Below are 13436 nucleotides of genomic sequence, written 5' to 3' on the forward strand. Positions count from 1 at the left end.
GTGTCTCCTCAGGCGACGCCGATGGTCGTGATGACCAGGTCGATGAGCTTGATCCCGATGAAGGGCGCGACGAGGCCGCCGAGCCCGAAGACCAGGAGGTTACGCCGCAACAGCGCCGCCGCCGGGTGCGGCCGCACCTTCACGCCGCGCAGCGCGATCGGCACCAGCAGGATGATGATGATCGCGTTGAAGATCACCGCCGCCAGCACCGCGCTCTGCGGCGAGTGCAGACGCATCAGGTCGAGCGCGCGCAGGTCCGGGTAGGTCCCCGCGAACGCGGCCGGGATGATGGCGAAGTACTTGGCGACGTCGTTGGCGACGCTGAAGGTCGTCAGCGCGCCGCGGGTCATCAGCATCTGCTTGCCGATCTCGACGATGTCGAGCAGCTTGGTCGGGTCGGAGTCGAGGTCGACCATGTTGCCGGCCTCCTTCGCCGCCTGCGTGCCCGTGTTCATCGCCACCGCGACGTCGGCCTGGGCCAGCGCGGGCGCGTCGTTGGTGCCGTCGCCGGTCATAGCGACCAGGTGACCGGCCGCCTGCTTGCCGCGGATCAGCGCCAGCTTGGTCTCGGGGGTGGCCTCGGCCTGGAAGCTGTCGACCCCGGCCTCCGCCGCGATCGCGCCGGCGGTCTGCGGGTTGTCGCCGGTGATCATGATCGTCTCGATGCCGATCCGCCGGAACTCGGCGAAGCGCTCGCGGATCCCGCCCTTGACGATGTCCTTCAGGTGCACGACGCCCAGCGCGCGCGACCCTTCGGCGACGACCAGCGGGGTCCCGCCGCTCTTGGCGATCGTCTGCACGAGGGCCTGGATGTCGGGGCTCAGACCGCCGCCCTTGGCCTTGAGGTGCTTGCCGATCGCGTCGGCGGCGCCCTTGCGGATCTCTCGCCCGGCGAGGTCGACGCCGCTCATGCGCGTGTGCGCCGTGAAGGCGATGAAGCGCGCCTCGGTGTTGGCGAGCTCGCGCTGGCGCAGGCCGTACTTCTCCTTGGCGAGGACGACGATGCTGCGGCCCTCGGGCGTCTCGTCGGCCAGCGAGGCGAGCTGGGCGGCCTCCGCGAGCGCCTCGACCTTCACGCCCGCCGCCGGCAGCAGCTCGACCGCCTGACGGTTGCCGATCGTGATCGTGCCAGTCTTGTCGAGCAGGAGGACGTCGACGTCGCCGGCGGCCTCGACCGCGCGCCCGGACGTGGCGATCACGTTGACGCGGATCAGGCGGTCCATGCCGGCGATGCCGATCGCCGACAGGAGCCCGCCGATCGTGGTCGGGATCAGACACACGAGCAGCGCGACGAGCACGGTGATCGGCACCGGCGCGCCCTGGCCGCGCGTCTCGAGCGCGTAGAGCGAGAACGGGTACAGCGTCGCGCACGCGAGCAAGAACACCAGCGACAGCCCGGCGAGCAAGATGTCGAGCGCGATCTCGTTCGGCGTCTTCTTGCGCTTGGCGCCCTCGACCATCGCAATCATGCGATCGAGGAAGGTCTCGCCGGGATTGCTGCGAATCTCGACGATGATCCAGTCCGACAGCACCCGCGTGCCGCCGGTGACGGCGCTGCGATCGCCGCCGCTCTCGCGGATGACCGGCGCCGACTCGCCCGTCACGGCGCTCTCGTCGACCGAGGCGATGCCCTCGACCACGTCGCCGTCGCCGGGGATCGTGTCGCCGGCGATCACGAGGACGAGGTCGCCTCGGCGGAGCTGCGCCGCCGGCACCTGCTCGGCACGAGCATGCCGGTCGCGCTCGGAGAGCCGGCGCGCCTGCACATGCTGCCGGGCCTTGCGCAGGCTCTCGGCCTGCGCCTTCCCGCGGCCCTCGGCGAGTGCCTCGGCGAAGTTGGCGAACAGCACCGTGAACCACAGCCAGACGGCGACGCCGGCGATGAAGCCGAACGACGCCTCGCCCTCGCCGACCAGCGCCTGGGCGGCGAGGATCGTGGTGAGGACGCTGCCGACCTCGACCACGAACATGACGGGGTTTCGCACCATGCGTCGGGGGTCGAGCTTCGTGAACGCCTCGATGGCGGCGCGCCGGATGATCGGCCCGCGGGCCGGCTTGTGCTTGGGCGAGTGCATGACGGCGAAATCTCAGGGGTGAGCGCCGGTCATCTGCAGGTGCTCGACGATCGGCCCGAGCGCGAGCGCGGGCACGAACGTCAGCGCACCGACCAGGACGACGATCGCGGCGAGCAGGAACACGAACAGCGGCGTGTGGGTCGGCATCGTGCCGGGCCCCGGGGGGACGGTCTGCTTGCGGGCGAGCGCGCCGGCGAGCGCCAGCACCGGCACGATGATGCCGTAGCGCCCGATCAGCATGCAGAGCCCGAGAGCCAGGTTGTAAAAGAACGAATTGGCGCCGAGGCCGGCGAACGCACTGCCGTTGTTGTTCGACGCCGACGAGAAGCCGTACAGCACCTCACTGAACCCGTGGATACCGGGGTTGGAGATGCCGGCGCGCCCGGCCTCGCTGGCCACCGCAATCGCGGTGCCGACCAGCACGCCGGCGGACGGCAGCAGGATCACCAGCGCGGCCATCTTGACCTCGAAGGCCTCGATCTTCTTGCCGAGGTATTCGGGCGTGCGGCCCACCATCAGGCCGGCGAGGAACACCGCCAGGATAGCGAACACCAGCATGCCGTAGAGGCCCGAACCGACGCCGCCGAACACGACCTCGCCGACCTGCATGAGCCACATCGGCACCAGGCCGCCGAGCGGGTTGAAGGAGTCGTGCATCGCGTTCACCGAGCCGTTCGACGCCGCGGTCGTCGCCGTCGCCCACAGCGCCGAGGCGGCCGCACCGAACCGCACCTCCTTGCCCTCGAGGTTGCCGGCGGACGGATCGACGCCGAGCTCGACGAGCTGCGGCGCGAGCTGTCCCTCGGACCAGACGCAGAGCCCGAGCAATGGCAGGAAGATGGCGAACATCGCCCCCAGCACGGCCCAGCCCTGGCGCCGATCCGCCACGATCTTGCCGAAGCTCAGGCACAGCGCGGCCGGGATCAGCAGGATCGCCAGGCACTCGAGGACGTTGGTCAGCGGCGTCGGGTTCTCGAGCGGGTGCGCGGAGTTGATGTTGTAGAAGCCGCCGCCGTTGGTGCCGAGTTGCTTGATGGCGATCTGCGAGGCGCCGGGGCCGAGCGGGATGGTCTGCTGCGTGATCACCTGTCCCTCGGGACCGGTCGCCGCACGCATCAGCTCGACCTCGGCTGCGGGCGCGAACGTCTGCACCACGCCGTCGGCGGCCAGCGCGACCGCGAGGACGAGCGACAGCGGCAGCAGGATGTAAAGCGTCGAGCGGACCAGGTCGGCCCAGAAGTTGCCGATCGTCTCGGCCCGCCGGCGGGAGAACGCCCGCGCGAGCGCGGCGAGGACAGCGATGCCGGTCGCCGCCGACACGAAGTTCTGCGTCGTCAGGCCGACCATCTGCGTGAGGTAGCTGAGCGTCGTCTCGCCGCCGTACGCCTGCCAGTTGGTGTTGGAGGCGAAGCTGACGGCCGTGTTGAAGGCGAGGTCCGGCGCGACCGGGCCGAGCTCCTGCGGGTTGAGCGGGAGCAGGTGCTGCAGCCGCTGCAGGCCGTACACGACGAGCAGCCCGAACAGGTTGAACCAGAGCACCGCGCCGGTGTAGTCGCGCCAGTCCATCTCGTCGTCCGGTCGGACGCCGGCGGCGCGATAGAGGCCGCGCTCGAGCGGGCCAAGCAGGCGTTGAACCAGCGTCGCCTCGCCGCCCAGGACCCGCGCGCAGTAGCCCCCGAGAGGAACCGCCAGAGCGACGAGGACGACGACGTACACGCCGCACTGCAGGAGCGCGTGCGCGGTCACGAGAACTTCTCCGGCGCGAGGAGGGCGAAGAGGAGGTAGACGCCGAGGCCGATCGACACAAGGCCGGCGAGCCAGTGCATGACAGACATGGGATGGTCTCCTGATCAGAGCCGGCCAAGGAGGCGCATGAAGCCCCAGGTAGCCGCGAACGACGCGAGTACGACGGCGATGAAGAAGAGGTCGGTCATCGGTGCCTGGGTCGGGATCGGCTCGTGTGAAGAGGCGAGCTGGAAATGCACCTGCCGCGCAGCTCCCCGCGATTGGAAGCTGCATCGGGCCGAGTTAAGAAGGGGTTAAGACTGCAGCGATGCCGAGGTCAGCATCACCTCGATCGCCGTCGGCAACGCCGCGGCCAACATGACCCCGGCGCAAGCCGAGGCTCGCTTCGACATCCGGTTCAACGACTGCCATACCCGCGCGTCGCTCGAGTCACGGCTCCGCCGCCTCGCGGCCGGGCAGCTCCACGAGGCGTACGAGCTCGAGCTTCGCTGCAGCGCCGAGCCGTTCGTGTGTGCGCCGGGGCGCTGGCACGAGGCGATCGCGCGGGCCGCGTGCGAGGTGGTCGGGCGCCCGCCGGAGTTCAGCACCAGCGGCGGGACCTCCGACGCACGCTTCATCCACCCGTACTGCCCCCTGGTCGAGCTGGGGCTCGTCGGAGCGTCGATGCACCACGCCGACGAGCACGTCTCCCTCGCCGACCTCGGCTCGCTCACGGCGATCTATACCCTCATGCTCACCGGTTTCGCGCGCGTGGCCGCTCACTGAGCGGCCGATGGTCGGCGAACGCAAGGCCAGCCCCTGGAGCACTCGCCGTTTTAACTCCTTCTTAACTCCGGCCAACCAATCATCCGGGACCGCATGAGGAGCGCGTCCCTGCCCCGCCCCGCCCGTCGTCTTCAGGCCGCGCACGTCCTCGGGGCGACGGTGCTGAGCATCATCGGCGTGCGCATCGTCGTCGATGCCAACCCAAGCAGCTTCCTCGGCGACCCCGACCAGCTCGTGGCGCTCGGCAGCCTCTACTGCATCCTCGCCGGCCTCACGGCGCTCCTCGCCGTCTTCGGGATGCTTCGCGGTAGTCGCTGGGCGCTACCCGCGGAGCGGGTGGTGCTGTCGCTCAACATCAGCATGGGCGTCCCGATGATCGCGGTCGACGTGCTGATCGCCGGGGTGCTCGTCTTGTGGAACCTGCTGCTGCTCGGCGACAGCCTGTTCGCGGTCAGCGGACATCCTCGGCGCGCACGCCGGTCCCGGGAGCGCGACGTCGGCGAGCTGTGGCAGCAGCGCTACGGCGCCGCCGCGCAGCACGCCCTGCTGGTCTCCTTGCTCGGCAGCCTCGCGGTCCTCGGCTACCCGATCCGCGACGCGTTCGTCCCCGGCGCGCTGGCTCTCGCGTTCGCGCTGGCCACGACCGTCATGACGGCGCCGTTCGTGCTTCAACTGCTGAGGCGGCGCCGGCGCTACGGGGTCGCGCTTGCGCTGTTACTCCTGTTCTGGCTGCCTGGCGCGCTCACGAGCCTGACGGTCGCGCTGGTCCTGCTCTGGATCCTGCACGCGAGCGTCCTAGTGGTGCTCCTCGCCGGCGGGCCCGTGTTCGCGGATCTGCTGCGGAGCTTCTACGAGCGCCCGGCGCTGCTGATCCTTTCGACGTTCGGCCTGCTCGCGTTCGCCGGCGCGCTGATGCTGACCTTCCCCGCCGCGTCGGCCGCAGGGTCCTCCCTGCAGTTCATCGACGCGCTCTTCACCGCGATGAGCGCCACCTGCGTCACTGGCCTCGTCGTGCTCGACACGCCGGTCGCGTTCTCGAGCTTCGGGCACCTCGTGATCCTCGTGCTGATCCAGCTCGGTGGCCTCGGCATCATGGTCCTATCGACCTTCGCCGCGGTGCTCCTCGGTGGGAGGCTGGCGCTCCGCGGCGAGCAGGCGCTCGAGGAGGTCCTGGACCTGGCGAGTCCCGGCTCGGCCTACGAGCTGACGCGCTTCATCGTACTCTCGACCCTCGCCATCGAGGCGCTCGGCGCCGCCGCGCTGGCGCTGTCGTTCTATTACGAATACAGCATGGCGCCGCTCGACGCTGTGTGGCGCGGGTCGTTCCACGCGATCTCGGCCTTCTGCAACGCCGGCTTCTCGCTGTGGAGCGATTCTCTGATCCAGTTCCAGAGCGATCCGTGGGTCCTCAGCGTCCATGCGGGACTAATTATTCTGGGAGGCCTCGGCTTCCCTGTTCTCGCGGCGCTGTGGTGGCGAGCGCGGGGCAACGAGCGCCGCCTACCGCTGCAAGCGCGCCTGGTGTTGATGATGTCCCTCGGGCTCCTCGTCGCCGGGGCGGTGCTGTACGCGATCGCGGAGTGGGACGCCTCGCTCGCGGCGCTGTCCGTGCAGGATAAACTGCTCAACGCGTCGTTTCAGAGCGTGTCGCTGCGGACGGCCGGCTTCAACAGCGTCGACTACGCGCCCCTCGAGCGCTCGACGATCCTGATGATGATCGTCTTCATGTTCATCGGCGCCTCGCCGGGGAGCACTGGCGGCGGCATCAAGACCACGACCCTCGCGGTGGTGCTCGCCGCGATCCCGGCGCTCGCGCGCAACCAGGCGCGGGCCCTGCTGCTGCGCCGGACAATCCCGCACGACATCGTCTACCGCGCCGCGACGATCATGACGATCGCCACGCTCGTCGCGGTCATCGTCAGCTTCGCCCTGCTCGCCAGCCATGACATGGCGTTCGAGAAGGCGGCCTTCGAGACGGTGAGCGCGCTCGCTACCGTGGGCCTGTCGATCGGCGGCACGGCAGAGCTCAACGCGCTCGGCAAGTGGCTGATCATCGTCACGATGTTCATCGGCCGCGTCGGACCGATCTCGCTGGCACTGGCGCTCGGTACTCCGCGAAGCGCCCACGTGACCTTCCCGGAGACCAAGCTGATGGTCGGCTGACGCCGCGGCGGATGAAGTTGAGGCGGCGGACGTGCTCCGGCTCGTACAGACGGTAGCCGGCTCGCCACGCGTCGATCCTGCCGCGGCGCGTCCCGAACGTGGCCATGGGTGCTCGTGCGTCTCCTCGCACGCGCCCGCCGCCGGGCCTCGCTTGACCTTGTAGTCGCTACGGGGTCTAGGCTGACCCCACCCTCAGAGGTCCGTCATGGGCGCAAGATGTTGCGGAACGCCGTTGCAGACCGCGTCTGGCTACAGCCGGGTGCTGTGGATCGCGCTGGTCGTCAACGCGGTCATGTTCGTGGCCGAGGTCGTCGCGGGGCTGTTCGCGGGCTCGCTGTCGCTGCAGGCGGACGCGCTCGACTTCCTCGGCGACGCCGGCAACTATGCCCTGAGCCTGTGGGCGGCGTCGCGTGCGCTGGGCGTGCGGGCCCGCGTCGCCACCGTCAAGGGCGCGACCATGGGCCTGTTCGGCCTGTGGGTGCTCGCGCGCGCGGTGCTCGGTCTCGCCGGCGGCGAGCTGCCGCACGCCGAGGTGATGGGCGCGACCGGCGTCGTCGCGCTGGGCGCCAACCTCGCCGTCGCCGTGCTGCTCTACCGCTACCGCGACGGCGACAGCAACATGCGCTCGGTGAGGCTGTGCACGCGCAACGACGTGGTCGGCAACCTCGCGGTGCTGCTCGCCGCCAGCGGCGTGCTCGCCCTCGGCTCGCGCTGGCCCGACCTCCTGGTCGCCGCCCTGATCTCCGGCCTCGCGCTCGTCAGCGCCGTCCAGATCCTCGCCCAGGCGCGTCAGGAACAGCGACTGTCCGCTGAAGCGCGGCTATCGACGCTCGCTCGCTCGGGCCCTCGAGCGGAGCAAGCTCGTGCTGGTGCTCGCGGGCTTCATCGTGGCGCTGGCCGCTGGCCTGGCCGTGCGGCTCGGCTCGGAATTCGTGCCGCGGCTCGGTGAGCAGGCGGTCGTCATCAACACCGTGCGCGTGGCCGGCATCTCGCTCGACGAGTCCGTTCGCTACGGGACGCAGCTTGAGCGGCGACTGCTGGAGCGCTTTCCCGACGAGGTCGAGCACGTCTGGACGCGGACCGGCACCGCCGAGGTCGCCACCGATCCGATGGGCCTCGAGGTCTCGGACGTGTTCATCACGCTGACGCCGCGCGAGCGATGGACGCGAGGCGAGACCCAGGACGAGCTCGTCCAGGCCATGGCGGCCGAGCTCGAGGGCATGCCGGGCATGCGCAGCGTCTTCACCCAGCCGATCGAGATGCGCGTGAACGAGATGGTCGCGGCGGTCCGCGCCGATGTCGGCATCAAGCTGTTCGGCGACGACTTCCTGACGGGCCAGGCGATGCTCGTCATCGAGGTCGATCGCCAGGCCGCCGGCCGCCACGGGCTCCCGGTCGGGGAGATCCTCGAAGTCATCGAGTCTTTGGGAACCCGCAAGGTCGGCGAGGTCGTCGAGGGCCAGCGGCGCTTCGATCTCGTGCTCCGCCTGAATGACGATGCCCGCGGGTCGGCCGAACGAATCGGTCGCGTGCTGATCACCACGGCGTCGGGCGCCCAGAGCCCGCTGTCGCGGGTCGCGCGGATCGACGTGGTCGAAGGTCCCTCGACGATCCAGCGCGAGTGGGCCAAGCGGCGCGTGATCGTGCAGGCGAACGTGCGCGGGCGCGACCTCGGTTCGTTCGTGGGGGACGTCCGCCGCACGCTGCACAAGGACGTAAATCTGCCCGACGGCTACTACACGACCCTCGGCGGGCAGTTCGAGAACCTCGAGCGAGCCCAGCGTCGCTTGCTGGTGGTCGTGCCGATCTCCCTGCTGTTGGTGTTCTCGCTGCTGTACCTGACCTACGGTCGCGCGGTCGATGCGATTCGCGTGTTCACCGGCGTGCCCTTCGGCACGGTCGGGGGCGTCGTGGCCCTGTGGATACGCGACATGCCGTTCTCGATCTCGGCTGGAGTCGGGTTCATCGCGCTCTCGGGCATCGCCGTGCTCGGCGACATGGTGCTCGTGTCGCGGGTGATGCACTTGCTCGAGCGAGGTCGGGCGCCGAGCGAGGCGATCCGCGAGGCCGCGGAGACCCGCCTGCGGCCGGTGCTGATGACCGCGACGGTGGCCGCGTTCGGGTTCGTACCGATGGCGCTCGCCACCGGCGTCGGCGCGGAGGTGCAGCGCCCGCTCGCGACAGTGGTCATCGGCGGCGTGCTCACCTCGACGGTCGCCACGCTGTTCGTGCTGCCCGTGCTCTACGCGACGTTCGGCGCACGTCGGCCGGAACGCGAGGGCTCGGCGTGAACTGAGACGGACACGAGGGAGTCGCCTGTCCTCTGGTTCACGTCACGCACTTTCGCCGGGCAGTGTGATGTCGCCCGTCGCTCGGCGCTGCGCACCCGCCTTTCCCGTTCCGCTTGTCTCTTCGGTCCGGCGGCCGGCGGCCTGAAAGCTTGGTCAAGCGGGAGGTTTAGGGTGCTTTGGAGGCCCTGATGCGCGACGGCGCGATCCCCTGGTTGTCTCGAAAATTCGTCTCGATTTTGTCGCGATCCGGGAAGTTTTCGAGACGACCCCTCGAATTCAGGTCCGCAGGGGGGTCTAGTTGGGCTTGTACACCACATCACCAAAATCTTTCACGGACGACTGTCTGGAGCTCTCTCCTGGGCCTGAATCCAGGCCGAAGTGGAACCGGCGTTTCAGATGCACGGTTTCGGACTCTTGACAGGCGAACCAACGTTGCTCCCCTGCGATCGTCACGTTCGGTTTGGCTATCCCTTCATCTGGCTCGGCCGACGGGACGTCTCGATCCGGCTCGAGGTCGGCCGCAGCGTCGACTACCTGTCTCCGGAGGGCACGCACAAGGCGAGCGCCATTCACATCGGCGTGCTCCTCGCGGAGGACTCGGACCCCGAGGTCGCGCGGCGGGGCCGCGAGCGCCGCGCGAGCGCGGCCCGCACCGGCGCGATCACGGCGGCGGGGAGATGTCCTGGCAGCGCGTCGGCGCGCCGCTGCAGTCGTCGGGCATCACCAGAAGGCGCCGCGCTCCGGTAGCGACGTCGAAGATCTGGAGGTACGCGCCGTGGCTCTCGCGGCCCTCCATGAGCGCGAGCGGGCCCGCGAGCGTCCAGCGGACGATGTTGCGGTACTTCGAGTGGCCGTCGCCCACCAGGATCTCGTTGCCGCGCCAATTCACCGCACCGGTGGCCCGATCGACGCAATAGGTATTCGTGCCCATGGAGATCGGGCTGTGGAGCGTGAGCACCAGGCGGTCGCCGGCGGCCACGGCGTCGACGGCGCTGCCGTGGGCGCCGGTCGGCAGGGTCCAGCGCGGGCGCCGGGTGCCGGGGTCGAGCAGCTCGATCTGCTGGCGCTTCTCGTCGACCACGAGCAGGCCCTCGAGCGTGCCGTCGGCCCGCTCTACCAGCGCGGCGACGGCCCGGTCGAGCGCGACCACCTCGCGGCCGTCGGTGAGCGAGAGTACCACGGCGCGCGCCCGGTCGCCCGGGTAGATCGAGCCGAGCAGCAGGTGCCTCGCGCCCGCGCTCTGCCCGTGGAGCTCCCGGGTGTAGAGGTACTCCTTGCCCTGCACGTCGACGCGTGTGTGGGGGACCTCGCGGGTCCATCGCAACGCCCCGCGCGCGTCGTGGCACGAGAACTGGTAGCTCAGCGACCGGTCGCCGAGCATGCACACCACGGCGCCGTCGCTCGACGCGAGCAGCATGCTCGCGGGGCTCGACGGCAGGCGCTCGCCCGGGGCGGCGGGGACGTCCGCTCATCGTCGCCCCCGGGCGAGGTGGACCGGGAGCGAGTCGTGTTGGGCCCCGGTCGACATGTACGCAATTCATCCGATGACGACCCTCCCCTCACCGCCTAGTGTCCGCGCGGCGGCTCCGAGTGCGCCCGGGTGGCCGCAGGATACATGCAGCCCATGCAAAAGCTCGCCCTTGCTTTCCTTTTCGCCTCGCTCGCCGCCTGCTCGGGAAGCCCCGGCGAAACGACCGCCAACGACCCGACCGCGGGCACCGAGACCGCGGGGACCACGGCCGCCAGCGAGACGGGGAGCACCCCGCCCGCGACCACGCAGGAGCCGACGACCACGAGCACGGACACGGCCGTCGAGACGCAGTCGAGCGGGGGGGACACGACCTCGGGAACCGTGGGCACCGCGACGGACTCGACGACTGGAACTTCGGGATCCGAAACGACCGGCGAGGGATTTTGCCAGGCCCACGACGATTGCCGACGAGGTGAGGTGTGCGTCCAGCAATGCACGGACGACTGCGATCAATCGATGTTCCCGAACCCGTGCTGCGAACGCTTCTGTACCGCGTTCTCCCCGCTCAGTTGCGAGGCCGCGGGCGGGACGTGCGAGTCGCCGTGTCTCCGGGGCCAGTACGCGGTCGCCAACCCCGAGGTCTGGGCCTGCGACAACTTCGGGACCTGCTGCTTCGTCGAGGTCCCCTTCTGCGAGGAGCACTCGGATCGATTCATGTGCGAGTCCAAGGGCGATTGCGAATGGGTCCTTGCGGATTGTCGAATCGTGAACTGCGATACTCCCGACAAGGGCTTGTGCCAGACCAAGTGAATTGCCGAGCAGCGTGACCTGCTCGCCGACCAGGAATGCGCCTGGGCCCGCGATCGCCGCAGGGCGACTCGGCTCGGTGCACGAGCTCCACTGCCGAGGTCGAGCACGTACCGCTGCCCGAAGCTCGAGCGCGGCCACTCATGGATGCCGTGGAACGTTTCCGGCGCCAGATTTCAACTTCGAGAAGCTCAAGCGCGAGGTCGGCGACCTTGATATGTGGCTGCGCCCCGCGTAGGGTCACCGTCCAGGGTCTACTTCTGGATTCGGAGCTGCATTGACGTGACCAGGGCTTGTTTCTTTCTACACAGGGCGACGCCTTCGCGCCGTTCGTTGTCGTTTGTCCGGCCGCTGGGCGTCGTCCTTTTCCTGACGGGCTGCGCCGGCGCCACGGTGGCGGCGCCCAAGCTTGCGGGCCCGGATGCCGACGCACGCGCGAGCCGGGTTTCCGCCCGCGTACTGGAGCTCCTGGTCGAGGCCAACGGCGTGCCCGGCATGGGCGCGGCGGTCTGGCGCGACGGCAAGGTGGTCTGGAGCGGCTCGGCGGGCTATCGCGATCTGGAGACGAGGGCGCCCGTCGATGACCAGACCGTCTTCCGCCTGGCCAGCGTGTCCAAGGTGATAACCGCCACGGCAGCGGCCAAGCTGAAGGAGGAAGGGCTCCTCGACCCCAACGCCCCGGTGAGCACGCTGGTCCCCTACCTGCCCGCCGACCGCTGGCCCGCGATCACCGCCCGCCAGCTCGCCGCCCACACCTCCGGCATGCCGCACTACCAGGACACCGACGAGAGCTTGGGCGGCCACCGCTACGCCACCGTCCGCGAGGCGGTGGGCATCTTCCAGGACCGTCCGCTGCTCTCGCCGCCAGGCGAAAAGTACGGCTACTCCTCCTGGGGCTACACCCTGCTCAGCGCCGAGATCGAGGCAGCCGCAGGCAAGCCCTTCCTCGACTACCTGGCGACGGAGATCACGCCCGGCCTTCGTCTCGGCCCGGACGCGACCGACGGTCCCGATCCGCGCGTCAGCCGCGCCTACGACATCGAGGACGGCCCGGTCCACCGGGAGCCGCCACACGACGTCAGCTATACCTGGGCTGGCGGCGGGCTGTCAGCCACGGCGCCCGATCTGGCGACGTTCGGGGGGCGGGTCGTCACGGGCAAGATCGTCACGCCGGCGACTTTCGCCTGGATGACGACGCCGATGACGCTGAACAGCGGCGAGCCGGTGACCGAGGGCGACTACAAGGTCGGTTTTGGCTGGCGGCTGGCACGCGATTTCGACGGCGAGTCGATCGTCCACCACGCGGGGATCACGGTGGGCGCCCGTAGTGTCCTGGTGCTCTATCCGGATCGGAAGTTGTCGGTCAGCTTGTTGTCCAACGCCCTGTGGACCTCGGCCATCGAGCCGACGGCGATTACTTTGACCGCGCCCTTCCGGCCCGGCGCCGCAGCCGGGCTGCCCAAGCGCGCCTGCCCGACCGGCGCCGTCCGTTTCGAAGGAATCTTCGAGAGCAAGCCGATTGTCGGCACGGCCCGCTTCGCCAAGCGCCAGGGGCTCTGTGAGGGCGAGATCTCCGCCGACAACGCCTTCGGCGCCTGGCTGAACGGCTTCCCGCAAAAGGACGTGGCGAACCTTCGGCTCGTCGGTCTCGACCCCGAAGGTAGTTTCGCGCGCGCGGCCCTGGTCACGCCCATCGGCGTCTTCGACCTGCGGAGCGAGGGCGCCGACGGCTACGCTGCCCGACTGGGCGGCAAGAAAGGCAATCTGACGCTGGTGTTCAAAGCTCCTGGAACTTGAATGATCGCCCAGCGGCCTGTTTCAGTATCGAACGTCTAACGGTCGATCCTTGGCCCGTGTCATGGGTTTTGGAGCATTCGCAGCGGAGGGAGTGTTCCGCGACGATTGCTCGCTGCACCCTTGCCGTCGGCAAGCGCGGCCGGCTGAAAGGGAATGCGGGCCGCGGGGTACCATGCCTGCCATGAATTCGAAAGTCCTGAAGAACGCGCCATCGGCCGAGACGACACCTTGAATGAAAACACCTCCAACGTCGCTCCGCACCGCGATTAAGGGTTTGAAGCAGGAATGCGGCGGGGTGGATATGGAGAGGTCGAGGATGTC

Annotated in this window: 9 protein-coding genes and 2 pseudogenes; 6 read left to right on the forward strand and 5 right to left on the reverse strand. The window is 69.3% G+C overall.

The window, feature by feature from the left end; genetic code table 11:
- Positions 1–8 precede the first annotated feature (8 nt).
- Genes kdpB through OV090_RS12905 form a run of 4 tightly spaced genes read right to left on the reverse strand, consistent with a single transcriptional unit; the run spans position 9 to position 4060 of the window.
- Complete coding sequence (kdpB, locus tag OV090_RS12890) at positions 9–2075, reverse strand: potassium-transporting ATPase subunit KdpB (RefSeq protein ID WP_267703907.1); 2067 nt, start codon at positions 2073–2075, stop codon at positions 9–11.
- Between the two features lie 12 nt (positions 2076–2087).
- Positions 2088–3821, reverse strand: coding sequence for a potassium-transporting ATPase subunit KdpA (gene kdpA / locus OV090_RS12895; protein ID WP_267703908.1), 1734 nt, complete (start codon positions 3819–3821; stop codon positions 2088–2090).
- Positions 3818–3910 (reverse strand): K(+)-transporting ATPase subunit F, encoded by a 93-nt coding sequence (gene kdpF, locus OV090_RS12900; RefSeq protein WP_267703909.1) that lies wholly within the window; start codon positions 3908–3910, stop codon positions 3818–3820. Before kdpF ends, kdpA begins: the two co-directional genes overlap by 4 nt.
- Before the next feature lie 15 nt (positions 3911–3925).
- Positions 3926–4060 carry a hypothetical protein gene (locus OV090_RS12905; RefSeq protein WP_267703910.1) on the reverse strand — a complete coding sequence of 45 codons (135 nt, stop codon included), beginning with the start codon at positions 4058–4060 and terminating at the stop codon, positions 3926–3928.
- Positions 4061–4142: 82 nt separating this feature from the next.
- On the opposite strand from OV090_RS12905, the gene OV090_RS12910 reads away from it, so the two are divergent.
- The 4 genes and pseudogenes from OV090_RS12910 to OV090_RS12925 form a co-directional block, all read left to right on the forward strand.
- Complete coding sequence (locus OV090_RS12910) at positions 4143–4586, forward strand: M20/M25/M40 family metallo-hydrolase (protein ID WP_267707104.1); 444 nt, start codon at positions 4143–4145, stop codon at positions 4584–4586.
- Between the two features lie 93 nt (positions 4587–4679).
- On the forward strand, positions 4680–6749 hold the full coding sequence (locus OV090_RS12915) for a TrkH family potassium uptake protein (RefSeq protein ID WP_267703911.1): 2070 nt from the start codon (positions 4680–4682) through the stop codon (positions 6747–6749).
- Between the two features lie 205 nt (positions 6750–6954).
- Positions 6955–7524 (forward strand): annotated as a pseudogene (locus OV090_RS12920) (cation transporter); the annotation flags it as partial.
- A 34-nt stretch (positions 7525–7558) separates the two neighbouring features.
- Positions 7559–9040 (forward strand): annotated as a pseudogene (locus OV090_RS12925) (efflux RND transporter permease subunit); the annotation flags it as partial.
- 661 nt (positions 9041–9701) lie between these two features.
- On the opposite strand, the gene OV090_RS12930 reads toward OV090_RS12925, so the two are convergent.
- Entirely contained in the window at positions 9702–10457 is a 756-nt protein-coding gene (locus OV090_RS12930) for a hypothetical protein (RefSeq protein WP_267703912.1), read from the reverse strand.
- A 207-nt stretch (positions 10458–10664) separates the two neighbouring features.
- On the opposite strand from OV090_RS12930, the gene OV090_RS12935 reads away from it, so the two are divergent.
- On the forward strand, positions 10665–11321 hold the full coding sequence (locus tag OV090_RS12935) for a hypothetical protein (protein ID WP_267703913.1): 657 nt from the start codon (positions 10665–10667) through the stop codon (positions 11319–11321).
- Positions 11322–11651: 330 nt separating this feature from the next.
- On the forward strand, positions 11652–13115 hold the full coding sequence (locus tag OV090_RS12940) for a serine hydrolase domain-containing protein (RefSeq protein ID WP_267703914.1): 1464 nt from the start codon (positions 11652–11654) through the stop codon (positions 13113–13115).
- Positions 13116–13436: the final 321 nt, after the last annotated feature.

Source organism: Nannocystis sp. RBIL2 (assembly GCF_026626745.1).
In the GTDB taxonomy this organism is placed as follows: domain Bacteria; phylum Myxococcota_A; class Polyangia; order Nannocystales; family Nannocystaceae; genus Nannocystis.

Excerpts from the sequence above, each read along its gene's own strand:
- kdpB (WP_267703907.1), bottom strand. The coding sequence starts at position 2,075 with ATGCACTCGCCCAAGCACAAGCCGGCCCGCGGGCCGATCATCCGGCGC.
- kdpF (WP_267703909.1), bottom strand. The coding sequence starts at position 3,910 with ATGTCTGTCATGCACTGGCTCGCCGGCCTTGTGTCGATCGGCCTCGGC.
- OV090_RS12915 (WP_267703911.1), top strand. The coding sequence starts at position 4,680 with ATGAGGAGCGCGTCCCTGCCCCGCCCCGCCCGTCGTCTTCAGGCCGCG.
- OV090_RS12930 (WP_267703912.1), bottom strand. The coding sequence starts at position 10,457 with ATGCTGCTCGCGTCGAGCGACGGCGCCGTGGTGTGCATGCTCGGCGAC.
- OV090_RS12935 (WP_267703913.1), top strand. The coding sequence starts at position 10,665 with ATGCAAAAGCTCGCCCTTGCTTTCCTTTTCGCCTCGCTCGCCGCCTGC.